The 24369-nt window shown below is 47.5% G+C and carries 21 protein-coding genes and 1 tRNA gene; 16 read left to right on the top strand and 6 right to left on the bottom strand.

Annotation, left to right across the window (positions count from 1 at the left end):
* The first annotated feature begins 45 nt into the window (after nucleotides 1-45).
* From NWE93_11105 to NWE93_11070, 8 genes are all read left to right on the top strand, one after another.
* Nucleotides 46-1326: a phenylacetate--CoA ligase gene (locus tag NWE93_11105; protein MCW4000777.1), complete on the top strand. Its 1281-nt coding sequence runs from the start codon at nucleotides 46-48 to the stop codon at nucleotides 1324-1326.
* A gap of 9 nt (nucleotides 1327-1335) precedes the next feature.
* Nucleotides 1336-3528, top strand: coding sequence for a thiamine pyrophosphate-dependent enzyme (locus NWE93_11100; GenBank protein MCW4000776.1), 2193 nt, complete (start codon nucleotides 1336-1338; stop codon nucleotides 3526-3528).
* Nucleotides 3525-4112, top strand: a complete 588-nt coding sequence (locus tag NWE93_11095) for an indolepyruvate oxidoreductase subunit beta (protein MCW4000775.1) — start codon at nucleotides 3525-3527, stop codon at nucleotides 4110-4112. The genes NWE93_11100 and NWE93_11095 overlap by 4 nt, the downstream gene beginning before the upstream one ends.
* Nucleotides 4113-4159: 47 nt before the next feature.
* On the top strand, nucleotides 4160-5557 hold the full coding sequence (locus NWE93_11090) for an ABC transporter substrate-binding protein (protein MCW4000774.1): 1398 nt from the start codon (nucleotides 4160-4162) through the stop codon (nucleotides 5555-5557).
* Nucleotides 5558-5659: 102 nt separating this feature from the next.
* Entirely contained in the window at nucleotides 5660-6565 is a 906-nt protein-coding gene (locus NWE93_11085) for a branched-chain amino acid ABC transporter permease (GenBank protein MCW4000773.1), read from the top strand.
* A 1-nt stretch (nucleotide 6566) separates the two neighbouring features.
* Entirely contained in the window at nucleotides 6567-7640 is a 1074-nt protein-coding gene (locus NWE93_11080) for a branched-chain amino acid ABC transporter permease (GenBank protein ID MCW4000772.1), read from the top strand.
* Nucleotides 7615-7977: a hydroxyphenylacetyl-CoA thioesterase PaaI gene (gene paaI / locus NWE93_11075; GenBank protein MCW4000771.1), complete on the top strand. Its 363-nt coding sequence runs from the start codon at nucleotides 7615-7617 to the stop codon at nucleotides 7975-7977. Before NWE93_11080 ends, paaI begins: the two co-directional genes overlap by 26 nt.
* An 89-nt stretch (nucleotides 7978-8066) precedes the next feature.
* Nucleotides 8067-8142 (top strand) — tRNA-Cys (locus NWE93_11070).
* 106 nt (nucleotides 8143-8248) lie between these two features.
* On the opposite strand, the gene NWE93_11065 is transcribed toward NWE93_11070, so the two are convergent.
* A complete protein-coding gene (locus NWE93_11065; protein ID MCW4000770.1) occupies nucleotides 8249-10153 on the bottom strand; it encodes an alpha-amylase family glycosyl hydrolase in 1905 nt (634 codons plus the stop codon).
* A 111-nt stretch (nucleotides 10154-10264) separates the two neighbouring features.
* Here NWE93_11065 and NWE93_11060 point away from each other — a divergent pair, with 111 nt between their 5' ends.
* Genes NWE93_11060 through NWE93_11050 form a run of 3 tightly spaced genes read left to right on the top strand, consistent with a single transcriptional unit; the run spans nucleotide 10265 to nucleotide 13800 of the window.
* Entirely contained in the window at nucleotides 10265-12337 is a 2073-nt protein-coding gene (locus NWE93_11060) for an AGE family epimerase/isomerase (GenBank protein MCW4000769.1), read from the top strand.
* A gap of 16 nt (nucleotides 12338-12353) precedes the next feature.
* A complete protein-coding gene (locus tag NWE93_11055) occupies nucleotides 12354-12953 on the top strand; it encodes a DJ-1/PfpI family protein (GenBank protein ID MCW4000768.1) in 600 nt (199 codons plus the stop codon).
* Nucleotides 12931-13800, top strand: coding sequence for a DJ-1/PfpI family protein (locus NWE93_11050; GenBank protein MCW4000767.1), 870 nt, complete (start codon nucleotides 12931-12933; stop codon nucleotides 13798-13800). Before NWE93_11055 ends, NWE93_11050 begins: the two co-directional genes overlap by 23 nt.
* Before the next feature lie 351 nt (nucleotides 13801-14151).
* On the opposite strand, the gene NWE93_11045 is transcribed toward NWE93_11050, so the two are convergent.
* Genes NWE93_11045 through NWE93_11025 form a run of 5 tightly spaced genes read right to left on the bottom strand, consistent with a single transcriptional unit; the run spans nucleotide 14152 to nucleotide 19180 of the window.
* Nucleotides 14152-14859, bottom strand: coding sequence for a hypothetical protein (locus tag NWE93_11045; protein MCW4000766.1), 708 nt, complete (start codon nucleotides 14857-14859; stop codon nucleotides 14152-14154).
* Between the two features lie 43 nt (nucleotides 14860-14902).
* Nucleotides 14903-15268 (bottom strand): roadblock/LC7 domain-containing protein, encoded by a 366-nt coding sequence (locus NWE93_11040; protein ID MCW4000765.1) that lies wholly within the window; start codon nucleotides 15266-15268, stop codon nucleotides 14903-14905.
* A 4-nt stretch (nucleotides 15269-15272) separates the two neighbouring features.
* Nucleotides 15273-16475 (bottom strand): ADP-ribosylation factor-like protein, encoded by a 1203-nt coding sequence (locus tag NWE93_11035; protein ID MCW4000764.1) that lies wholly within the window; start codon nucleotides 16473-16475, stop codon nucleotides 15273-15275.
* 1 nt (nucleotide 16476) lies between these two features.
* Nucleotides 16477-17202, bottom strand: coding sequence for an RAD55 family ATPase (locus NWE93_11030; GenBank protein MCW4000763.1), 726 nt, complete (start codon nucleotides 17200-17202; stop codon nucleotides 16477-16479).
* A 1-nt stretch (nucleotide 17203) separates the two neighbouring features.
* Entirely contained in the window at nucleotides 17204-19180 is a 1977-nt protein-coding gene (locus tag NWE93_11025) for a PAS domain S-box protein (protein MCW4000762.1), read from the bottom strand.
* A 385-nt stretch (nucleotides 19181-19565) separates the two neighbouring features.
* Here NWE93_11025 and NWE93_11020 point away from each other — a divergent pair, with 385 nt between their 5' ends.
* The 5 genes from NWE93_11020 (at nucleotide 19566) to NWE93_11000 (ending at nucleotide 24343) form a co-directional block, all read left to right on the top strand.
* On the top strand, nucleotides 19566-20423 hold the full coding sequence (locus NWE93_11020) for a hypothetical protein (GenBank protein ID MCW4000761.1): 858 nt from the start codon (nucleotides 19566-19568) through the stop codon (nucleotides 20421-20423).
* 273 nt (nucleotides 20424-20696) lie between these two features.
* On the top strand, nucleotides 20697-22295 hold the full coding sequence (locus NWE93_11015) for a SpoIIE family protein phosphatase (protein ID MCW4000760.1): 1599 nt from the start codon (nucleotides 20697-20699) through the stop codon (nucleotides 22293-22295).
* Nucleotides 22296-22330: 35 nt separating this feature from the next.
* The gene (locus NWE93_11010) at nucleotides 22331-22750 is read left to right on the top strand and encodes an ATP-binding protein (GenBank protein ID MCW4000759.1); all 420 of its coding nucleotides are present in this window, start codon (nucleotides 22331-22333) and stop codon (nucleotides 22748-22750) included.
* Nucleotides 22751-22767: 17 nt separating this feature from the next.
* On the top strand, nucleotides 22768-23103 hold the full coding sequence (locus tag NWE93_11005; protein ID MCW4000758.1) for an STAS domain-containing protein: 336 nt from the start codon (nucleotides 22768-22770) through the stop codon (nucleotides 23101-23103).
* 13 nt (nucleotides 23104-23116) lie between these two features.
* Nucleotides 23117-24343, top strand: coding sequence for an FAD-dependent oxidoreductase (locus NWE93_11000; GenBank protein MCW4000757.1), 1227 nt, complete (start codon nucleotides 23117-23119; stop codon nucleotides 24341-24343).
* The last annotated feature ends 26 nt before the right edge of the window (nucleotides 24344-24369 follow it).

Genomic DNA, 24369 nt, shown 5'->3' with positions numbered 1-24369 from the left:
AACGATTTGGTAGACGGCAAATACTGGAACCAAAAAATCGAAACAATGCCCCGGGAAGACATCGAAAAGTTTCAACTACAAAAACTCAAGGAGCAAGTCAAGCATTGCTATGAACACAGCAGTTTCTACCGCAAAAAATTTGATGAAGCAGGCTTAAAACCCGAGGATATCCAAACTCTCGATGACCTAAAAAAGATTCCATTCACAGTGAAAAGCGACCTCAAAGACAACTACCCCTTTGGTATGGTTACAACCAAGCTGGATGAAATTGTGGAGGTCCATGCATCAAGCGGAACCACAGGCAACCCCATAGTTGGCGCCTACACAAAAAATGACTTAGACGCCTGGCAGGAGCTTGTGGCACGCTGCATCTACACAGCAGGCGGCAGAAGCCAAGACACCATCCACATCGCCTACGGCTACGGATTATTCACAGGCGGCTTAGGCCTCCATTATGGCGCACAGAAACTTGGCGCAAAAATCGTGCCTGCCAGCGGCGGTATGACTCAGCGCCAAATAAAACTCATGAAGGATTTAGGCACAACCATACTTGCTTGCACCCCCAGCTTCGCGGTTTACCTTGCGGAAACAATGGCTCAGGAAGGCATAGATCCACGAAAAGACCTTAAGCTTAAAAGAGGCATCTTCGGCGCGGAGCCCTGGTCGGATAAAATCCGGGAACGTATCGAAAAGGAAACAGGCATTGAAGCCTACGATATTTATGGTTTAACTGAACTCTGTGGCCCCGGGGTTTCGGTGGAATGTGAAGAACATAAGGGCCTGCACATATGGGAGGACCACTTCATCGTTGAAACCATTAACCCCGACACCGGCGAAGTGTTACCTGCGGGAGAAGAGGGAGAACTGGTTTTCACGACCCTGACAAAAATCGGGATGCCTATGCTTCGGTACCGAACCAGAGACATCTCGCGGATTGTAACTGTCCCCTGCAAATGTGGACGCACCCATGCCCGAATGATGAGGGTTACTGGGCGCTCCGATGACATGCTTATTATCCGAGGCGTCAACGTGTTTCCCTCACAAATAGAGTATGCAGTTATGTGTTTTTCCGAGTTAGCCACACAGTACCTCATAGTCGTCGACCGGCCAACCTCGCTGGATACATTCGTGGTTAAAGTTGAGTTATCAGAGAAAGCCGCAAAGGACCCTCAAACAGACAGAAACGCCCTTAAGAATGAAATCCAGAAAAGAATCCACATAGTGACGGGTATAAGCGCCGATGTGCAAATCGTTAACGTGGGTGAACTTCCAAGAAGCGAAGGCAAAGCAAAGCGAGTTCTGGATTTGCGCAAGGGAAAAATGTAAGGATGAACGATGACTTCCAAGATTTCAGCAAATAAGCCGGGCGCTTTTGCTCTGCTTAACGGCGATGAGGCAGTTGCACGCGGGGCAATCGAGGCCTCCGTCATAGTCGCTGCCGCTTACCCCGGCACGCCTTCAACTGAAATCGTGGAAACCCTCGCATGCGCTTCTAAAGAAACAGGCATGTATGTAGAGTGGAGCATTAACGAAATCGTCGCCGTCGAAGTCGCGGTCGGCGCCTCAATGACGGGGCTTCGCGGGATTGCCTGCATGAAGCATGTGGGCTTAAATGTCGCCGCCGACGCCGTCATGACGTTGGCGTATACGGGTGTGGAAGGGGGCTTAGTTATAGCTGTAGCCGACGACCCCGCCGTGCATAGCAGCCAAAATGAGCAGGACACACGCTACTTCGCCGTCCACGCCAAGCTGCCGCTGCTCGACGCGGGCAACCCCCAGGAAGCCCTTGACATGGCCAGGGAAGCCTACGAACTTAGCGAAAATCTGCATCTGCCAATTATTCTGCGCTTAACCACGCGGGTTGCCCATGGCAAAGCACGGGTAAAGCTGGGTGGCTTAAAGAGGCTGGAGCGCAAAGCCGAATTTGACAAGAACGGCTCCAGATGGGTTATGGTGCCGTCAAATGCTATCCGCCAGCACCGCGTTCTCGAGGGCCGGTTGGCAGAGGCAAAGAGGGATGCTGAGAAATCATGCTTCAACTTCATCGAGGATAACGGCGCGGAAATCGGCATCGTTGGAAGCGGCGTAGGCTACTATTATGCCCGCTCGGTGCTGGATACCAAAAAGTTCTCTTGGCTGAAACTGGGTTTTGTGCATCCGTTCCCCTCGGATCTTGCCTTAAAATTCGCTGGCAAAGTTAAAAAAATCATAGTTATCGAGGAGCTGCGGCCCTACATAGAGGAGAATCTGCAGCGCCTAAAAATCGAAGTCATCGGCAAAGCCGAGTTGGGGCTGGAAGAAATCGGCGAGTTCACACCCGACAAAGTCCGCGGCGCCTTCGCCAAGCTGGGATTCACCTGCAAACCTGAATCGCCGCTGAAACTGGATTTGCCGCCGCGTCCCCCCGCGCTCTGCCCAGGCTGCACTCACCGGGCCTTCTACTATGCCCTTAACATGGTTAACCAGCATGTGGAATGCGACAGCGTCAAATGCGTAGGCTGCGACATCTGCGAGTACGCTTGCTCCTTTGAGAAAGAGAAAGTCTTTAGCCCCCTCAAAGCACGCATCCGCTCCCTCCGCGTCAAGCAGCTGCAGAACACGGCGGTGACCTGTCATGCCTGCCTCAACGCGCCCTGCATAGCAGCCTGCCCCGAAGATGCGCTATCCCAGAACAGGCAAACCGGAGTAGTCACGGTGGACGAGGACAAATGCAAGGGCTGCGGCTGGTGCATCGAAGCCTGCCAATACGGCGCCCTCACCTTTCACCCCACCACCCATAAACCCTTAATCTGTGATGTCTGCGGCGGCGACCCCAAATGCATCCCAGCCTGCCCCGAAAGCGCCCTGAGTCTAACAGGGAAATCAGACGACAAAATCGTGACGGGCGACATCGGCTGCTATACGCTGGGGGTTTTGCCTCCTGTGCAGGCAGTTCAAACCTGCCTCTGTATGGGCGCGGGGATTTCTCAGGCAGCCGGCATGATTCATGCAGGCGTCAAAGACAAGGTGTTCGCGGTTATCGGGGACTCCACGTTTTTCCACGGGGGCATGCCGGGGCTGCTTAACATTGCGTACAATAGAGCAAACGTCTGCGTCATCGTTATGGATAACAGCATAGTGGCTATGACGGGGCATCAGCCTACTCCGGGCTCGGGCAAAACCGCCATGGGCGAAGATACAAAAACCGTTAACATCGCAGACATCGCAAAGGCCGTAGGCATCGAGAAAATCGTGACGGTGGATCCCTATGACTTGAAAGCCACAACCGTTGCCCTCAGAGAAATCATCAATTACCAAGGGCCATCAGTGCTCATATCCAAACGTCCCTGCCCCCTGCTCATCGAAAAGGGCAAGCCGCGGCAAATAAAAGCAGAATGCACCAACTGCGGCGTCTGCACCAAAGCCTTCGGGTGCCCAGCTATCAGCCAAAGCGGGGGCAAAACAGAAATCGACACCGTCCTCTGCAACGGATGCGGCGTCTGCGAAACAGTCTGCCCCTTCGGCGCCATCGGGAGGAAAGACCAATGAAGCTGGATGTGGTCTTCAGCGGCGTAGGCGGACAGGGCGTTGTGTTGCTCAGTGACATCTTCTGTGAAGCCGCGATGCTGGAGGGTTTTGATGTGGCGAAGGCGGAGATTCATGGGATGGCTCAGCGTGGCGGCTCCATTGTGGCGTATGCCCGCGTCGGCGACAAAGTTGAGTGCCCCCTCATCGAGACAGGCAAGGCAGATGTAGTGGTGGGTTTTGAGGTTCTGGAAACCGCTCGTGCTTTGCCTATGCTCAAACGTAACGGTGCAGTCATCGTTAACATGAAGCTTATCCAGCCTAGCTGCGTGGGAGCCGGCGTTAAACTGAAAAGCCAAACCGAGCTTATGGCGCTTCTGCATTCAAAGGCGCTTGTGCATGAAGTGGACGGCATAGGCATCGCCGAGAAGCTGGGCAATATGCTGGTCGTGAACACCATACTTTTGGGTGCTCTGTCGGCGCTTCCCGAAATTCCCCTGAAGGCAGAGTCTTTCCAGCAGGCAATTGCGGAGCATCTTAAGCCGAAACTTATCGATTTAAACCTGAAAGCCTTCGAGTCAGGTAGAGAAAGCGTGCTAAAGAGTTAATCTTATTAGCACAATCATTTGAATTACTATTAAAAGAAGGAAAAAGTATGCAGAGAAAACTAATTGTTATTCTGGGATTAATCGCTATAATCATTGTTGTAGTGGCAGCATTCGCATTCACTGGACAACTTAACCCGGCGCCCTCAGCTGAGGCTAGGCCCATCAAAATAGGCTTAGTTGCATGCTCACAACGCGCTGAAGGAGACGACATGAACCGTGCAGCACAGTTGGCGGTTAAAGAAATTAACGATGCAGGCGGAGTCTACGTTAAAGAATGGAACACGAAAGTTCCAATCGAACTTGTAACCGCTGATACACTGGATGACTCAGTAGCCAACGCCGTGGAACCCGTAAAACAGGCGGTTCTCAACGAAAAAGTAGATATGTTAATCGGCGGATACGCCAGCGCAGGAACTCTCGCCAACGAAGTAGTAGCCATGGATAACCGAGTTCCCTACATAGTCACCGGCGCATCCTCCACGCTTATCACCCGCAGAGGCCCGCAGGGAAACTATGCAGGTTTAGCAGCAGATAGCCCGCAGAGAACCGAAGATGCAGAGGGAATGAGCTACATATTCCACTACTGCGTCACCACATATGAGTACAGCAAAACAGTTCTCAACTTCCTAAACAGCACCATGAAACCCACCCTTGACGCCACCTACGGCTTTGATGAGTCAAGACCACTAAGGTTAGCCATCATATACCGCAACGACCCCTTCGGGCAGGGCGTTGTAGCTGACAGCAAAGCCATAATCGAAAGCGAGAATCTGCCAATCACAATCGTGGCAGAGCGACCCTACACTGCCACCGCAGTTAGCTTCCAAACTGACCTTGGAGTAGTTCAAGCCAAAAAGCCAGATGCAGTTTACGTTGTTGACTTCATCAAGAACACAGCTGAAATCTACACTGAAGCACAAAGAGACGTCAAGTTGAACACAGCCTTGATAGCTGTTGAATGCTGTGATGACCCCGCATTCTACAAGCTCATAGGCAGCTATGGCGACGGCATGCTTATCGAGTCGCAGTTCGGCCCCTACACTGACCCCCTATACCTTGCAAGCATCCAGAAATACTACGATGACTTCAAGGCGATGCACAGCAAAGCCCCAGGATTCATGGGAGCAAGCACCTACGATGCATTCTACATCGCCAAAGACGCGATTGAACGTGCAGGAACCGTTGATAAGGCAGCGGTCCGAGAAGCCATCGAGGGGTGCAGCATGAACCAGCTTTTAATGATGACACAGACGGGGAAAATAGAGTTCTCCACCGGCACTAATTATCATGAGGTGCAAATCACCACGTTCATGGAGCAGATGACCTACAAAGCAGACCTTAGCGAATGCAGAAACAAAATCGTTTACCCAGAATCCGCATCAGCTGGAACTCTTCAACAAGCCGAGTTCAAGTTGCCTGCAGGTTACCAGCCAGGCAGCCCATAACGCATCCATCCATCTCTCTTTTTATTGTTCTTGCCGTAAAAGCGGTAGGTTTCTCGCATATTTTAAATACCTAAACATGAGACAGTAGGTAAGCTGAACCGCATGTTTGATCCATCAGGGTTTGCTAACGCGCTGATATGGGGAGTAGCCACAGGCTGCATCTACATCCTGCTAGCCGCAGGGTTAAACATAATTTTTGGCGTAATGAAACTGGTAAATTTTGCCCACGGACAGCTGCTGATGCTGGGCGCATACATAGCGTTTGCCGTGTCAACCGCGCTAGGGTTAAACGCTTATCTGGTCTCCGTGGGCCTGAACGTTTACATCTCCATACTAGTTGCCATCGCCGCCGTAGCCCTAGTCGGGGTTGCAGTGGAGAGATTAACGTTTAACCGTGTCCGCGGCAGAGAAAAACTAACCGAAATCTTCCTCAGTTTAGGCTTAATATCCATCTTTCAAAACATCGTGATTCTCTGGCAGGGCTTTGATTTACACCAGATTGCAAGCCCCTTTGCCGGAATGAATGTCGCCGTCGGCTCGGTTTCGATAAGCTACGACTGGCTCTTTGCAGTCGGCTTTGTCATAGTTACTTTGGTTTTGCTCTTTGTGTTACTCAAGAAAACAAGGATAGGCATGGCAATCCGCGCCACCAGCCAAAAAGGCGAAGCAGCGACGCTTATGGGCATAAACATCAAACAAGTCTACATATTCACTTTCCTGCTGGGCGCAGCGTTAGCGGGAGCGGCGGGGGCACTCTACGGAATGATACTGCCCTTCGACACCACCATAGGGGCTTACCCGACTATCAAGGCGTTCGCAATAATCATCCTCGGAGGCTTCGGCAGCTTACCGGGCGCCATAATCGGGGGGTTACTCTACGGCATCGCGGAGAACTCGGCGATTTACTTTTTAGGGGGAACCTGGGCAGATGCCATCGCCTTCGTAATGCTCATAGGCGTCCTTATCGTTCGCCCCAACGGCATCTTCGGCCAAAAGGAGGAGCAATAACATGAAATCACCCATACCCCTGTCAAGCAAAAAACTCAAAGAAGACCTGCAGCACTCAAGAAAACTGCAGCTATCCATCGTCGCGCTTGCCGTTGCCTGCCTGCTGCCCCTGCTTGACGGAACAGGCTACATGACCAGCGAGGTGCTCACGCCCATAGTGATATTCGCCATCTACGCCTCCGCATGGAACCTGCTGGCGTATTCAGGGCAAGCATCATTGGGCCATGCGGCTTTTCTGGGCATAGGCGGCTTTGTCTCCGCGTTGATCGGCGTGAAGCTTGGTTTGCCGCCGCTACTAGGGCTGTTTGTGGGCGCAGCATTCTCTGCGTTGATTGGATTACTGATTGGGTTGGCTTGTGTAAGGCTGAAAACGTGGTTTTTGGCGATCGTCACCTTCGGCTTCTCCGTGATAGCCATCGCCGTCTTCACCCAATTCGATAATGAGTTAGGCGGAATTTTGGGGTTTGCCCCCAAAACCATCGTGCCAACGGGTCTTCCGCTTTACTATGTCGCGTTTGCTTTCTCTGTAGCTTCTATCCTTGTGATTTATCGGGTCATGAAATCCAAGTGGGGGCTGGCTTTCCAAGCTATACACCAAAACGAGCAGGAAGCCAGAATGATCGGCATAAACGTGGCTAAATATCGGCTGTTAGCCTTCGTGTTAAGCACGTTTTTTGCGGGGTTAGCAGGCGGACTCTACGTGCAGTACACCTCCTATGTGGATATCTCGATTTTTAACCTGGAACATTCGCTGGCGCCGCTGATGATGGCGATTGTGGGGGGATTGATGACTATTGAGGGGCCAATTATCGGTGCCGTCATAATCGTCGCGTTGGAATCCTACCTGCCCATGCTTGACTCCACGCTTCGGACAAATGTTGGTTTTCTTTTCCCAAGCGTAAGCAACGTGGGACCCTACTTGACTGCGCTGGGGCTCGGGTTGTTCTTTGTGGTTATGGTTATTTTTGTGCCTAAAGGCATAACTTCGCTTATTCCAAAATTGTATGCCCTCATAATGGGCAAAGATAAACCTAAAGAGGAAAAAAAAGATGAAGGGAACCGACAGCTACGCTGAAGCATTAGGCATCAAAGTCCTCGAATCCAAAGACGGCTACTGCAAAACAGCCATGACCGTTGGAAAAAAACATACAAACGCCCATGGCTTCACCCATGGCGGCGCCATTTTTTCGTTGGCGGACTACGCGTTTGCTCATGCCTGCAACTTCGGCGACAACGTGGCGGTTGCGTTGCAGGTGAGCATAAACTATCTTAAACCCACCGTGGAAGGCGACGTGCTTACGGCGGAGGCAACGCGGGTCAGTGACGGCAAAACCACGGGGCTCTACAACGTGATGGTGCGTAAAGACGAGAAGCTTGTGGCGGTTTTTTCGGGGTTAGCCTTCAAAAAGTAGCCATCGCATAAACGCTTGCTTTACTTCACCTAAACCTTTTTTGGTGCCAACAATATTTTTATGTTAGACTCCCCCTAGAATCGTACGTTGCTGGGGTGGCCGAATGGTTCAGGCGGTAGCCTGCAGAGCTGCTATATATGGGTTCAATTCCCATCCCCAGCTCCAATTCCGCGTATAAATTCGGAAATGGTATTGTTGCGCAGTATTCCATGATCTAGGGAGATTATTATTACCCACCGGATAAGGTGGTCAAACCTTTAATGATAAATTTTTAGCTCAGGATTGCCATCCCTGCAGGCGGCAAATCGATATTGAATGCTGTGATTCCATTCAAATATTCTACGTTAACTGTTTGTTCCGGGGGTGGACCTTTAAGTTGAGCATCCGACCAATCACCTTTATACAGAAAAATCATCTTCTCGCTTATGGGATGCAGCCGAGAATCAACAAGGACCCATGCACTGTGATGTTCCAAGCCATTGCTATTTAATACGACCACTACATCTTTATTAAAAAGTATCCTTGACCACGCGACAATTTCTCCTGGTTGAGGATATTGGAACTTATCATTCGGATTAACTGCAATTTCTCGCAGGTATTGCCGCCCTCTTCTAAGAGATGCACCAATGGAATCCTTTCGATTTCGCAATTTTGATATAGCTGCAATTCTGATGTAGGTTGGATGATTTTCGTTAAAGAAGTGACAACCTGCCGTTTCATAGGCTCCGAATGTTCCTCCGAACATGCACTCCCGAATATAGCGGTCTTGATACTGAACACTCCCGTTTACCAGCGGCTCAACCGTTTGATCGTGTAATTCGGGCGAACCATTGAACGCTTGCTCAGTTCCATAATAAATACATGGAATACCCAACGTCGTAAGTTGTACTCCAACAGCATGCGCAACCTGAAGATACTTATCTTTGTCCCTTGCGTTCGTCAACGCGTAGAATCGATATTTTGGTCGTCCAACCATATCAGCTTCGTCAAGAAGCGAAATGTGATACTGCCCAGTTAGACGGTGACTTCCTAGTTCGTCTACCCCACCAAATTGGTCGAAATAATCTTCTTTTGGACGCCCCAACCCTAGAACTAAATTAGCCAGCCGCCTCTCGGCGTCGCCAAGATCCAGTGTTGCATCAAGGTTTCTCTTAAAAATATCAAGATATCCATCAACTGTGTTAGGAAGATATCTAAGCATCATTTTGGCTCCCCCAGTTACTTCGCCGAAGAGCAGAAAATTGTCTTTGCCTATCGACTCAGCATATTCTCGAATAGCTCCACAGAAAGCCCTTGTTGTACAGATAGTGGTATGTTTAACAGTGTCAATACGGAAACCATCAACGTCAAAGGTCCCTATCCAATATTCGTATACCCGTATTAGTGCACTTAAAACTTCATGGTCATTATATGCATGATCAAGGTCTTTAAAGTCATAGAAGTCGCCTCTCCTAAATTCCGTGTTATCATCAAAAGGATTTTCCCATTCTTGAGGATTCCAGTTACTTATTTGCCCTGCTCTAGTATAGTAATTTGGGTTCTGGAATTCAGTAGGCCAAACACCATCTTCTTTATCATCGATTTTGTCAATTTCCTCGGTAATTTTGGATCTCCATTTTCCAAAATCATAGGGCGGTGAAAACCTGTAAGGGATAGCCCTAAATTTGTCTTCGGGAGGCTGAAAAGCATAGAACCAATTATTGCCAGTATGATTGTAGATAATATCCAGTATTACATACATTCCCCGGTCATGCGCCTGGTCAACTAAGTCTCGTAAGTCTTGGCGATTTCCAAAGCGTGGATCGACGTCCAGAAAGTTTTGGATTGCATAACCATGATAAGTCTCGGTGTCACATCTTTGCTTGTACACCGGACCAATCCAAAGAGCCGTTACGCCTAAATTTTTAAGGTAATCCAGTTTGTCAGTAATTCCCTTTAGTTTCCCCCCTCTAAACGTATTTCCATCTGCCATCCATTTTCTTTTGTCTGCTTTGAATTGCTGGGGATTTGATGGGTCAAAAGGGGGTCTTGGCTGAGTGTCATTAAAGCGGTCTGGGAGAAGAAAATAGACAATTTGATCACGCCAAACTGGCGGACTTGAAAAGACCCTCCCGGGGGGTCGCAAATCAACACTAGAGAGGCTAGTTGGCGGTTCACCGTCAATTATTGTTCGCAAAAATTACACCATATTAATATCGGCAGAGGAATAGATAAAAATTAGTTGCTTCTTAGTGTGCTCACTAGTCTTTATAACTTTCCAGCCCCAACCTTATAATTGGAGTCATTTGTGTCTTTAGACTTTTTTTTTCGTAATCTCACTGTCATGGGGGATGTATCATCTATTGACCCCGCGAATTCCAGCTTCGTCATTTCCCTTCTAAGCGGTCAAGAACTAAAAGTACATGTGGGAAATACTACTTCTTTTCAAGTTATTAAGAACCTAGATAACGTCGATGCAGACCGAGTGCCAGACCCCGAAAAAATCAACGACAAAGAAGACGAACGCTCATTTAACATACGCAAGTTCATTTTCCCCCAGTCCCTCATAGTTGCTGAGGGCGTTTACTCTGAACATAAAGGCGAAACCCGATATGACGCTCGAAATATTTACTTAATGCATTCCCAGTCTTCACGTTTCGCTTTTGAAGACACCCATTGGTGGATTACCCAGATTTCGCGCCTTGCGGACCAATGGCTTGATCAACTTTTTGGGGATAATCGAGATTATACATCCGCGGACTTTGCGAAACTCTACAGAAGTAACCTAAACATCACCGGGATGCCAACAGATGACAACACACAAGAAACCGCTACTCTTTCACGGCTCATCTATGGGTTATGCTCAGCGTATATGCTGACTGGTTGCGAGCGTTACTTAACTGGCGCGCGGGCAGGTGTTCAGTTCCAGAGAGAAGCTTTTCGTCATTTAAGTCACGATGGACGATATTGCTTTTGGGCGTTTGGTCGTGTTCATCGTCGCTACATTACTCAACTTTATGAGAGTTCACAAAACCCCGAAGATATCGACACAATACCCCTGTATGAGCAAATCTATGCCTTAGCAGGTCTAACCCAATACTATCGTATCACTCTAGATTGGCAGGTACTCGAGGATATTCGCAAAACGATAAGGGCTTTCAACGACTTTTACCTCGATGGCACAATAGCTGCCTTAGACAAAGATGTAAATGCTAATGTCAAAGCAGATGGTTATTTCTCTCATATCGATTGCACAAATATGTGCTCCAGTTCAAAAAAACTTGGGCAAAATAGTGCCCGAAAAAACTGGAACTCAATCGGCGATCATATACCGGCTTACCTCATCAATCTAATTCTCGCGCTAGAGCCGCTTCCAAGAGGGCGAAATACAGATGACCTCTCAAATTTTCTTGTAAAATGCAAATGGATGCTTGAGCATACTAGTGACCTAATTTGTGCCCATTTCCCCGACCAGGCCTCTAAATACGTAAATGAACGGTTTCTCGCTACTTGGATACCTGACCACGAGCACGGTTGGCAACAAAACCGCGGCATAATTGGACATAACCTCAAAATCGCTTGGAACATGACCCGCGCTGCAAATTACATGTATCTTTTGGCTCAGCAGGAAGGTAATGAAAAATGGCGAACTAAAGGGGACAATTACATGCAAATCGCTAAAAAAATCGCGGACGACATGTCAGTCCTTGGCATTGATCAGATCCGTGGGGGTTGTTTCGACGCGGTTGAACGTAATCCATCCAATGGAATGCCGATAGAGTTCGCCTGGAGCAGCACAAAAGACTTTTGGCAGCAAGAGCAGGGCATCTTGGCATACCTAATTCTTTACGGGTCCACTCGAAAGGAAAATTATAGAAAAATTGCGCGTTACATGATGGCTTTCTGGAACCTTTACTTTCTTGATCATGATTACAACGGCATCATCTTTCGAGTTAATGAGGATGGCATTCCAATTACTAGAGGAAGTTACGGTGTTAAAGCAGGGCATGCTATCTCAGGTTATCATGCATTCGAATTGAATTTTTTAGCCCATATTTACATTCGGTCATTTATTAAACCGATAGAAGAGGCTGACTTTGTACTTTATTTTAAACCTGACAAGAGTTGCGGTCAGCAATCAGTTAATGTTTTGCCCGATTTTTTCCAGCCTTGTGTAGTGCGATTAAAAGACGTAACGGTTGGGGGCTTGCGGAGAAGCGGAGACTTACCGAAAGATTTCCAGGTTGATCTAAGCCCCGATGAACTAGGAACCACCGTTGTTGCAGAATTTGATAGTATTTGGCGATGTCAGCCACCGACCTCGGGGTCTCAAGCCAATCATAAAGGAGATGAAACAAATCGAGAGAATACTAATAGGTAAAAAAATAGGAGTCCTATTGGAGAATCTCTATATTCCAGAAGAAATTGCTGCATACAAACAAAACTTCGAAGCGTTAGGCGCAGAGGTACACCTCCTTTCAAGACTTTGGGGTAACCCATCAGTGAAATTTGTGAGTGACCCCGATGGCTTAGATGAATATGGAAATCCCCGCCAAGCCGAAACAATAGAAGTAAATTTGGACTTAGACAAAATCAGATTGGAGGATTATGCCGCCATAATAATGGCTGCAAATTACACAAGTGTCCGCTTACGTTACTACCAATACCCTGAAGAACCCTCGGATGCACCTGCAGTCAAATTTTTTGCACGAGCCATGCAAAACCCAAAGATAATCAAGGGAGCGCTCTGCCATGGTTTATGGATTCTAACACCCAACCCCCAATACCTAAAAGGACGCCGAATAATCTGTCATGAAGTTGTCCGCTCAGACATCTGCAATGCAGGCGCAATCTATACTGCCAACGAAAGGGGCGTTGTAGTTGACGGCGACCTTGTAACCGGCCGCTCAAAAGCAGAAGTTCATCTGTTTATTCAAGCAATTGCACAGGCAATAAAAGATTTGGATGTCAAAAATGCCAACGCTGGAGGTGAGTGACACGAAAAAAATGTTGATAGTGCTATCTGAATATGGTTATTGGGGAGAGGAATTACTCGGTCCACTTGAAGAACTTGAGCGTGCTGGCTATACCTTCGATTTCGTTACGCCGACAGGACAACGACCAATCGCGTTGCCCGCAAGTATGGATCCCACTTTCATAGACCCCCCACTTGGAAGAGCAGTTGTTTCAGCAGAGGTCGCCAAGAAGGTTTCTTTTCTGGAGTCTCCTGAGAATCCACTACTCCAGAACCCTAAGAACCTGACAAATTGGTTCCCACAATCGCCGTATCTTAGCTCTTCAAGCTACTTACGTGAACGTGAAGAGTATTTCAAGAAATTAGCAATGCTAAAACATGAAATCGATGATAAATATGACGGTATATTACTTGTTGGAGGCAGTGGTACATTAATAGATGTGGCAAACAATCCTCGTGTAAAAGACCTAGTCCGTTGCTTCTACGAATTGAACAAACCTATCGCCGCCGACTGTTACGGTGTAACCTGCCTGGCCTTCACTAGTTACTCAGATGACAAAAACAAGCCCATTATTTGGGGGAAACATGTGACGGGTCATCCACTAGCCTATGATTACCAAGAAGGCTCTGCCTTTTGGGATCGGGAGCACAATAAATACTTCGAAACAAGATTCGCAACCATTCCATTGCAACTTATTTTAGAACTCGCCGTTGGCCCCGATGGATGCTTCCACGGTAATGTCGGCCAGGAAGTATCAGTTGTTGTGGACTATCCCTTTGTGACAGGGCGTTCAATAATGGACTCCTACATGACAGGACAAAAACTCAAAGAAGTGCTTTTAGAGGGCATAAAACGATACGGCTGGTAATTCTTAACATACATCTGGATGTTTGCTAGCTATTCATATGATTGAAACAGCGGCAAATATGTTACCCCAAAGTTAGCGACAAGCACATTATGACACAACAAAAACATAATTCAGCAGTATAGCTCTGGAAATATCTAGATTAGTGGAACGGTGAAGCAAGCTGTTACAAAGTTCTTTCACGTTACCGTTTATTTGCCACAATAGGGGGCAGTTAATCGGTTTGTAGTGCTCCTTGCCAAATGCGCTCAAAGATAAGAGGAGTTTGCGAGTGAAACCCCAAAGATGAAGAGGGGTCAATTCCCATCCCCAGCTCCAATTAACAACTTCCGTGACATCAGGTTTTCATGCGTTTCATAGAATGCTATTGCCTGTCCTTGGCAGACGCAAACCCGTTATCTTTGGGGTTGAAGGCTTTGTAACTCTATTTTTCAGTTGTTTTTTCCACCAGTTTGAAATCAGGTTTTTCTTTTCATGCATTGGTTGACTTAAGTATCTGACTTTTGCTTGTTGTTTCCAACGCCACAGCAGTACGATGACAATTGCGATTCGGGCGTAGATGGTAAGTGCCATCAGCCATGAGTAGACGGGGATGGTTACTACGCCAAGGTTTAGATTGAATAGGAGTGTGCCGCTGGGTATAAGCCAAAGCTTGTAATACCAGACAAGATCAATTTGGGACCCCATGAGGCTGCGAACCATGCCGTAGAAAACATCGTTCATCAGCGAAGCTAGAAGCCCCAGCCCAATGGTTAACTGCCAGTTCCTCGGGAAAGTAATCGTCAAGATTATGAACGGAAAAAAATATATTATGGTGAGCCACAGGTGGTAGCCGCTGTAGGCAAACCCTCCAGACGTGATAGTATTGTCGATGTAGTTTACAAAAACTAAGCCGTAAAGGACACTTAAGATGATGTATAGCTTAAACTTTTTATTAAATGCCTTTAAGGCTCTTTCTTTCTCAGCCTTTTTTGTTTCCTCATCCTCGTACTCCGTTACCCACTTTTTTATGGCTGCCTGATCGGTTTTACTTGTATCTTTTTTTCTTTTGAAAAACCGCACGTTGCTCTACCCTAACCTGTCACGGATAATTACTGACCGCAGGCTATGTTACAATGCTGCTTATTCTTCTGGCTGCATCGCCAAGCTTTATCAAAACTAAACCAAGAGGAACCTGCTGTTTTGTCAACGCCACAAGCAGGACTTTTGAGCCAGCCCCAAGAGTGATTAATTTGGAGTTTGCAGCCTCAACAATAATTCGAGCAGCAGTTCCCCCGTTAACTTCAGTTATCGCCGTTTCAGCTGACCCCGCCATACTTGCACTCATGGCGGCGAATGTTTCAGCATCCACATCAACTGATGTGTCTGCAGCAACGAGTAAGCCGTCTCTTGTAACGACGGCTGAGGATTCAATTCCTCCGACACTCTTAAGTTCCTTCAAAATTTCATCAATCAAAGCCTTAGTCGACATAGTGCTAGTCTCCGCATAAAATTTTTTCAATTAGACTGTCTAAAACGCCTATACTGCTTGCTTTGTCGTTTCCAACAGTACCGATCACTTCAACATCATTGGGAATATTCATTTTAATTTTAATTTCGGAAGCAGACATGGCTTTAGGCAAATCCTGTTTATTTGCTGCCACCACATATGGCAAGCCGTTGACTTTTGCTTTTAACATCATTTCTTTGGCTCTGGGAAATTCTTCCGGTTTAGTGCTATCAACTACTAGTATAGCGCCCAATGCTTCTCCTCCAAGAAGTTTTAGTATGGGGTCAAATCTTGGTTGCCCAACAGTTCCGAACAAATCTAAAGTGAACCCTTTATAGTCTACATGCCCGAAATCTAACGCAACAGTTGTCCCGAACCGCTGCACACTGACAGCGCGAGTTGAAAGCGCATGCACAATGGTTGTTTTCCCAGCATGAAATGGTCCTGTCACCAGGATTTTTGGTATGTAACCTTTTATTTCCCCGGTCACCGACCTCTTTATCGGAATTATTTTTTCTTTCACGGGGACCCCCCCTTTTTTGCTCACGGTAATAGCTTGATTGCCCACTATTCTTTCCAGTGCCATAAGGTCAATGATGGTGGGGTAAAGGCTACTTACTGTTTGAGAGACAGCGTTTTCATAGTTCCACTCGGTATAAAGGAAGCATAGAATTGCGTTGAAGGTTACCGCTATTTTTTTCCAATTATCCACTTCGCCTAAAATTGCGCCTCCGAATTCATCGATTGAAGTGTTTAATGAGTCGTAGATGAAGAATACTTTGCCTTTTCGGCCGCATTCATAGAGCGCTTTTGTTACCACACTAAACACTGAATTGCAGTCGTAACTGTTGTCGACGGCGTATGCTTCCTCACTATTGAGCCCAAAAAGCGCAGAGTACCCGTCGATGAAGAAAAGACGATTTTGCTGTTTATACTCTGCTAGGCTCATGCCCAACGATACTGACTCATCAATAACTGCATTGGCGGATTTGTTGCTGACAAAGTAAACGCCTATGTCGCCACTCCTTAACCGATTTCTAAGGAGCTGTATAGCTATAGTGGATGGGTCAGAGAGGGGATTTGTCCTGATTAGAACCGATGAACCGCGGGGTATTCCTCCATCGAGAAGTTGGTCGACAATATTTATGCCCGTCTGCGTTTTTTCGTTAGACATGTAGGCTTCTACCATTTCAAGGCGCCTCCAACCTGCCATTTCTGCGAAGGTTTTGGGTGACGGATTCGGCGGGTGAAAAAGAAAACGGCACGGACATGCTTGGGTACCCGAAGAATCCGTCGCACCGAAGAGAATTTGCTTCCATCACTATTGCACCGTTCGAGAAACTTTCCAGTTGGTTAACCGTCAACAAGTCATGTGCACCTTCCTCAACTATTAGAAAACCCAAGACGTTTTGTTTCCTAAGCTGCCCTAAGAAAATATGCAAAAAACGCATAACCGTTTGCAGACTACTGTAGATTAAGAGGGTAGAAAGCGAATCAAACAGTACCCTTACAACGGTATTTTTAAAAAAAAAGCCTGAACACCATTCATTCACTGCAACCGTGAGCTTGGTGTATTCTATTATGCTTGGCACTCGCTTTATCGACGGTGTATCAGAAGCATTAACTCCAATCATTTTTGAATAGCAATCGACGAATTTCACTCTGCCTTCCTGCTCAAAAGTCGGGGTTAATCCACACTCGAGCCAACGTGCCCTGATTTCTTCAGCAGTTTTTGTAGCCGAGATGCATATTGCCGCCTCATTATTACGTAACCCCGCACTAAGCATAGTCAATCCGACTTCTCTTTTTGATGACCAAGGGTCACCCATAACCAGCAGGTTTGATGGCCTAGCGAAACCACCCTTTAGGGCAACATCCAATGCAGGTATACCTGAAGGAAAAAGCCCTGCAGACATTTTACACCCCATCCACCGCTGAATCCCCTCTATAAGAATGGGATCCTACATTTCTTATTTCGCGGACTATCTCGGTTAGCTTCTTTGCTGTGTGTATGGTTCCGACTATTTGTCCTTCCTTGTCTCGCAGGGGGCTTAGAGTGGCTAAGGCAGTGAAGCCTGTTCCATCTTTGGTTATTTGCTTAAGTCGTCCCCTGAAAACTCCATCGTTGTCGGTTTTACTGCCGATGGCTTTGAGTTGGTCTGGGTCATAGAACCGCATGATTGATTCACCGGTTAGATCCTCAGCGCCGTCGGCTAGTTCATGCATTGTTATCCAGCTTTTGTTTAAAAAGAGGATTCGCCCTTGGTTGTCTGAAACCGCTATGCCATCCACCTCTTGTTCTACAACACTGCTTAGCAGCCGAATCTGTTCTTCAGCTTGCCTAATGTCAGTTATATCCACAACAAGCTCTGCTGCAGCAACCACTTGGCCCTCTGCATCCTTTATGGGTGCAGCGGCTATTTTCATCCAAACCTTTTTTCCTTCAGCGCCTGTTATTTGAATTTCATGGGATGCCTCATTTGCGTTATCTTCAAAAACTTTTCTTACGCTATAATCGGAGCATATGCTTTTACTTTTGTGACCATGCAGTGCTTGGTAACATAACTTCCCCTCAGCGGATCCAAAAAGGCCTTTTATAAATTCGTTAGTCCAGACAATCTCGTAGTTTCGGCTCACCATCACAAATCCTGCGTTGATGCTTCTTGTAACGGCATTGAGAATATCTCTTTCCTGCTGGAGTTTTTGCTGCATTTCTTTACGTTCAGAAATGTCGTGAGTTATTGTAACTAAATTTACTGGTTTTCCTGAAGCATCCTTTATGGCTGCTCCCGATAACTCGACTGGCAGTTCTTTTCCATCCTTAGTTAAAAAAACCAGTTCTAAATTTTTTACTGGGACGCCAGTTTCCATAACTTTTGCTAAATCCATATAGGCTTTTTGTTGGTCTTTTGGAGAAATCAGTTGGCGGATATTTTTTCCGATTGCTTCTTCTTTTGAATTTAATCCAATCAGGGAAACCGCAGCTTGGTTGCAGTGTAAAATATTTCCCGATAAATCGGTTACAGTTATAGCGTCTGGACTGGATGCGAATATCCCTTCTAGTTGATTCTTTTGTGTTATGATTAGTTGTTCATTTTTTTTACGTTCTGTAATGTCTGTTGCGACGCCTACAAGTCCAAGTTTTCCATTAAAAGTGATGGGTCTGGCGCTCCATATTGCATCAATAGTTGACCCCTTTTTTGTTATTAATGTAAACTCTAAAGGCTCCAAACTTAACCCTTTGATTCTTTTATCAAATTCCTCCATAAACTCAGGTAAAAATTCAGGGGATAATAGCTTGGTCAAATCAAAATCAGGTGAATAAAACTCCTCTTTAGAGTAGCCAGTGACTCTTACGGTTTCTTGGTTTAGATATGCAACTTTTCCATCCTGGATGATAACGATCATATTCGGCCAAGTTTCAGCTAAAATGCTGAACTGTTCCGCCGAATATCTAAGCGCTGCTTCTGCCTGTTTTTGCTGAGTGACATCTCTAAATGAGGCGTAGATTATTTCTTTGCCTTCGATGTCCATTGAATAGGCGTGAATGGACACATCTTTTATTTGTTCATTTTTAGTGATGACTTTGGTTTCTGTTTGGATTTCATATTTTTTTAAATTTGGTGAGTGCGCTTTTTTTTCTCTGAACAGTGTTGTTAAGCTATTGGCAGTTTCTTCGAATGGATACAATATGGCTTCGTGTTCCCCAATCAATTCGTCTTTTGTTCTTTCAAATAGTTCCGCTGCAGCTTGGTTGCATTCAAGGATGACGTCTGATTCTGAACCAATGATTATGATCGCGTCTATTGCCTCTTCGAAAAGTTGTTTGTACTTGTTCTCGCTATTTTGTTTACTAAAATAAAGGGCAGACAAATCGTTCACTTTCAGCTGCAAAAACAGCACTTTTATGTAACCAATACGAAGATATAAGCATAGCCCCTTTGAGCCCACAGGCGTTAGCAGCCGCTGAACTTAACGTCACGCATTAATGATTTTCGTAATAATAACCGTCTATGACTCAGCCTACCTAGGGGAGGCAAAAGAAAACAGCAAAACCTAGTTTCCGACGACGCAAAACTCGCTAAAACCGCAGAAGATTTAGGTGTAAAAACGCTCTCAAGCAGCGACGTCGTCAACAAATAACAGCCAAACCGACCCCTGCAATGCCCCCTAAATGTTCAATTGCCGTCCCAACTCCAAATCCTCTCTCAACGCTGATTTCAACAAAACCTTATCTGTAGCTACCTTGATTTACGATAAAAGGAAGTTGGCAAGCACCGTGTCTACATTTAACTTACCCTATAATCTTAGCGAAACCATAAACAATCGCAGGTCCGCAAGAAGCTACAAAATAGAAGCCCTAAAACCTGAAACGTTGGCGACACTTTCCGAGTACGCCAAGACTGTTAAGGCGCCGTTTGATTGCGCAACTGAGATTCGTTTTTTCAAAGCTAAACCAACAAAGGAACTTTACACCGTGTTGAAGTCACCCCCAGATAACATGGCGTTCCTGTCTGAAACAGATGTTGTTTCAATAGCGAAAACCGGGTTCATAGGTGAACTGCTGATTCTTAGGGCTCAAAGCCTCGGCGTCTCGACCTGCTGGTATGGACATTACAAGCTGGCGGAACTCGAAAAGCTAATGCCTCACCTGCAAAACGCCAGCCAGTTAAATGAGGCGCCAAAAGGCTACGGCTACTCAACCGGCACCACCGAGGGCATTCGCGCCATCTGCATTTCCCCCTTGGGCTACTACGAGTCGGGTGGTCTACGGCTGATGGATAGAATGACCAAGAAAATGTATAGCTTCAACAGAAAAGAAATCAAAGAGCTGCTTGAAAACCCCAGGGATGCAGCGAACCTTCCAGAGGACCTCAGTTATGCTCTTGACCTCGCTAGAAAAGCGCCTTCAGCAGGTAACTCGCAGATGTGGCGTTTCGGCTTTGATGAGGGCTATAAAACGGTGACAGTCGCCATGCCCGTGGGGTACAGGCACTTTAAGTGGGAGCATCCTAACGTGGATGTAGGCATCTGCGCATGCCACCTGTGGCTCGGGCTATTGGAAAGGGGTCTTGCGCCTGCTGTGGAAGTCTGTGAGGATTCAGAGAGGGCTGTTTTCTCTTTTAAGCTGAATTAGCTCAAAATTTGTTGTTCTGCTTGTGGCAGGCTCCACAACCAATCTGCAATATGCCAAAGCGCCCGACGCAGAAAAGCATTGTTTTAGGCAACCCGCAGGTTGTTGTTGAGTAAAGAGGGGTCCCCCACAACAACAACTATAGAAAAAAATAGTCAGCGCTAAAAGCAAACCGCTACAGCAAAGAATTCAGGAAAACCTGACACGCCGATGCCGCCCTTGCTCTAAAAGCTAATTAGCTTCAACATGTAACCTACTTGCTCAGAGTGGGCAGACATGAACGCAGACGGCCAACAGTTCCGGGATGCCATAATCGAGTTTTTACCCGACGCCACCTTCGTCATCGATTTAAACGGCAAAGTCATCATGTGGAACAGCGCCATGGAAATGCTAACCAGCATACCCCGAAGCGAAATGCTGGGCAAATCAGACTACGAATATGCAATGCCCTTCTATGGGCAACGCAGGCCCATGCTGGCAAACCTGATTTTTATGCCCCAAGCCGAAGTAGAGCACAAGTACGACACGGTAGAACGGTTAGGCGACACGCTTATCGTCGAGATTTTTCTCCCAAATTTCCGGGAAGGCGGCGCATACCTCTGGGCTAAAGCTACGCCCCTCTATGACCCAAACAGCGGTGACGTCGTCGGCTCAATAGAAACCATCCGCGACATAACGGACCGCAAACGCGCGGAACAAGAGATTGTTCAGTCACGCCGCAGCCTCGCCGACATCCTTAGCTTTCTCCCCGACGCCACCTTCGTGATTAACTTGGAGGGCAAGGTTATCGCGTGGAACAGCGCCATGGAAATGCTCACCAGCATACCCGCCGACGCCATGCTCGGCAAAGCCAACTACGAGTACGCCCTGCCCTTCTATAAGGAGCGTCGCCCCATGCTTGTGGACCTGATTTTTCTGCCTGAAACCGAGTTGCAGAAAAGGTACAGTAACGTGGAGCGCAATGTAGACACACTGGTCGCTGACGTGTTTATCCCCGATTTTCGGCCAGGCGGCGCATACCTATGGGCGAAAGCTACGCCCCTCTATGACCCGACCAGCGGAGCAGTCATCGGCGCCATAGAAACCATCCGGGACATCACTGAACGCCGAGAAATGGAGGGGAGGCTTGCCCGTTCAAACGCTGAGCTCCAGATTGCCGCGGAAATCCAGAAAAGCTTCCTGCCTGAAGCGATTCCGCGGATTCCAGGGATCGATATTGCAGCCCGGACCGTCATGGCGAAAGAGGTTGGAGGCGACTTTTTTGATGTGATCCCCTATGAGGTGATGACTCTTGAGGGGGGCAGGCATGGGTTGCTTGTTGCGGATGTTTCGGGAAAGGGAGTTCCAGCAGCCCTCTTCATGGCATTATCAAGAGTTGTCGTCAGGGTTAATGCACTCTGGCACCATGACCCCGCCAGAGTCATCTTCAACTCCAACAACACCATCACGCAGGACTCAAAATCCGGAATGTTCGTAACCCTCTTCTTCGGCTTACTAAACGACACAGACCGAACCTTAACCTACGTCAACGCCGGACATAACCCCCCCATGGTTTTTCGAAGCCAGACTGGAACAGTCGAGAGGCTACCGCCGACCGGAATCGTCCTTGGCGCAGCAGAGAACATGGAATACAAATCCAGCAGAGTAAAAATCGGGGAAGACGACGTTGTGGTCATGTTCACCGACGGCGTCACCGAATCAATTAATTCGCAGCAGGAAATGTTTGGTGAAACGCGGTTAACAGAAATCATCCGCCAAAACGCCCATCTTTCTTCTCAGAAGATTCTTGAAGAGATTTTATCTGCTGTGAAAGCCTTCGCGGGAGATATGCCGCAGTTCGATGACATCACCTTGCTAATCATCAAGGGGGCCTAGAGCAGCATAAGTAAAAAGGAAAAGGGGACCATGCGGTGAAAGAGAAGTTTGAACTTACCGTTGAGGGAAAAATGGAAAACCTCGCTAGAATCGGCGAGTTCATCGAGGAAACGATGCATTACTACAGCATAGATAACCCAAGGGATGTCCATGCGGTGCAATTGTCGGTTGATGAGGCATGCACAAACATCATCGAACATGCATACTCAAGCATGGAGGGAAAAATCGTGGTCGGCTGTATGCTGACAGATTCGAAATTCATCGTGGAGATATCGGATTGGGGTGGACCCTTTGACCCAACTACGTTGCCGGAGCCCGATGTAGAAAGCGGTTTGAGCGAACGAAAAGCAGGGGGCTTAGGCATATTTTTCATGAAAAAATTCATGGATGAAGTAAGCTATCTGCGCCGCGATGATAAGAATTTATTAACAATCGCTAAGTATATAAAAAAATAGAATCATGAAGTGGAAACATGGAATTAAGGACCGAAGGAGACGTAGCCACAGCAGTCATGGTGCCCAGATTTGACGCCTACACTGCCAACGAAGTGGAAACCGCACTCAAAGAGTTAATTGCGGCGGGGACAAAAAAAGTAATCTGTGACTTTTCCCAAACCGATTATGTTGCAAGCGCAGGCTTAAGGGTTCTTTTGTCCTCAGCTAAAAGCCTCCAGAGATCAGGCGGCCAAATCCTTTTGGTATCGCTTAAACCCTATGTCCGCGAGGTCTTCGAGATTTCAGGCTTCACACAGATCTTCAAGATTTTGGGCTCTCGAAGCGAGGCACTGCAAGTCCTCAAGCAACCTTAAAGAGAAAACAGACATGTCCACCATAAAATCTGAAGCTGACCGATGCCTAAAATGCAAAGTGCCCGGGTGCGCCAAGGGCTGCCCCGTTTCAACACCTATCCCGCAGGTGATGGCTTTGTTTCTGGAGGGTAAATTGCAGCAGGCGGGAGAAATCCTCTTCAACAATAACCCCCTCTCAGCTATAACTTCGATTGTTTGCCCTCATGACCGGAACTGCAAAGGCCACTGTATACTGGGCAAAAAAGGGCAGCCGGTGGAATTCTACAAGATAGAGCAGTATGTTTCACGTTTCTACCTGGAAACCTATCAGCCGCCTAAAGTCCAGAAAAACGGCAAAAAAGTAGCTGTGGTGGGAGCGGGCCCCGCTGGAATGACCATGAGTATTACTTTGGCCTTGAAGGGTTACTCCGTTACCCTCTTTGAGGCTATGGACAGCATAGGCGGCGCCATGCGATATGGCATCCCCGAATTCAGGCTACCACGAAGCATCTTCGAATATTACCGAAGCATCCTTGATTCTCTGGACGTCAAATTCCGCCCCAACACGCGGATAGGCACCAACTTTAGCACCGATGACATGTTCCTAGACGGCTACGACGCCATTTTTATCTGCACAGGCACAACCCGCCCTAACCGTTTTGGGCTGCTAGGCGAAACCTTGGGGCACGTGCATTTTGCCATCGATTACCTGCGGTCGCCTGAAGCTTACAAACTGGGCAGAAACGTGGCGATTCTGGGCGCAGGCAACGTCGCCATGGATGCGGCAAGGACAGCCATAAGAAAACAACACGCCGAAGCCACCATCATAAACTATCGGGGACCCGAAGACGTTAAGGCAGATAGAGCCGAGGTGGAGATGGCGATGATTGACGGCGTAAAGATGATTCATCACTGCCAGGTAGTCCGAATCATGGAGAACTCTGTTAAATGCGTTAAAGTCGAAAAAACCGTGGCAGCGGACGGCTCGGAATGTCTAAGAGAGGATTTCCAATCCGCGTTTGAGTTACCGGCTGATTCAGTTATCATCGCCATCGGGCAGGGCCCCGGCGCAGACGTTGTTAGCGTCGGAGGCGCAAAAGTTACTCAGAGAGGGCTTTTAGCAGCAGACGAGTTCGGCAGGACCTCGCAGGAGGGGGTTTTTGCCGCTGGCGACATCGTTACGGGTCCGCGGACAGTCATCGAAGCGGTGGCTTCAGCTAAGAAAGCCGCGGAGATGGTGGAGAAATACTGCAGCCGCTAACGGTAGGGTATCCTGTGCTCTAGTAA

Source organism: Candidatus Bathyarchaeota archaeon, assembly GCA_026014735.1.
Classification (GTDB): domain Archaea; phylum Thermoproteota; class Bathyarchaeia; order Bathyarchaeales; family Bathycorpusculaceae; genus Bathycorpusculum.
Note: the sequence above shows the minus strand (reverse complement) of the source record. Positions and strands in the feature narration are given on the sequence as shown.

Coding starts and splice junctions, on each gene's coding strand:
- NWE93_11100 (MCW4000776.1), top strand. CDS start 1,336: ATGACTTCCAAGATTTCAGCAAATAAGCCGGGCGCTTTTGCTCTGCTT.
- NWE93_11090 (MCW4000774.1), top strand. CDS start 4,160: ATGCAGAGAAAACTAATTGTTATTCTGGGATTAATCGCTATAATCATT.
- paaI (MCW4000771.1), top strand. CDS start 7,615: ATGAAGGGAACCGACAGCTACGCTGAAGCATTAGGCATCAAAGTCCTC.
- NWE93_11105 (MCW4000777.1), top strand. CDS start 46: ATGCCCCGGGAAGACATCGAAAAGTTTCAACTACAAAAACTCAAGGAG.
- NWE93_11015 (MCW4000760.1), top strand. CDS start 20,697: ATGAACGCAGACGGCCAACAGTTCCGGGATGCCATAATCGAGTTTTTA.
- NWE93_11030 (MCW4000763.1), bottom strand. CDS start 17,202: ATGTCTGCAGGGCTTTTTCCTTCAGGTATACCTGCATTGGATGTTGCC.
- NWE93_11040 (MCW4000765.1), bottom strand. CDS start 15,268: ATGTCGACTAAGGCTTTGATTGATGAAATTTTGAAGGAACTTAAGAGT.
- NWE93_11095 (MCW4000775.1), top strand. CDS start 3,525: ATGAAGCTGGATGTGGTCTTCAGCGGCGTAGGCGGACAGGGCGTTGTG.
- NWE93_11050 (MCW4000767.1), top strand. CDS start 12,931: ATGCCAACGCTGGAGGTGAGTGACACGAAAAAAATGTTGATAGTGCTA.
- NWE93_11000 (MCW4000757.1), top strand. CDS start 23,117: ATGTCCACCATAAAATCTGAAGCTGACCGATGCCTAAAATGCAAAGTG.
- NWE93_11085 (MCW4000773.1), top strand. CDS start 5,660: ATGTTTGATCCATCAGGGTTTGCTAACGCGCTGATATGGGGAGTAGCC.
- NWE93_11080 (MCW4000772.1), top strand. CDS start 6,567: ATGAAATCACCCATACCCCTGTCAAGCAAAAAACTCAAAGAAGACCTG.
- NWE93_11035 (MCW4000764.1), bottom strand. CDS start 16,475: ATGGTAGAAGCCTACATGTCTAACGAAAAAACGCAGACGGGCATAAAT.
- NWE93_11005 (MCW4000758.1), top strand. CDS start 22,768: ATGGAATTAAGGACCGAAGGAGACGTAGCCACAGCAGTCATGGTGCCC.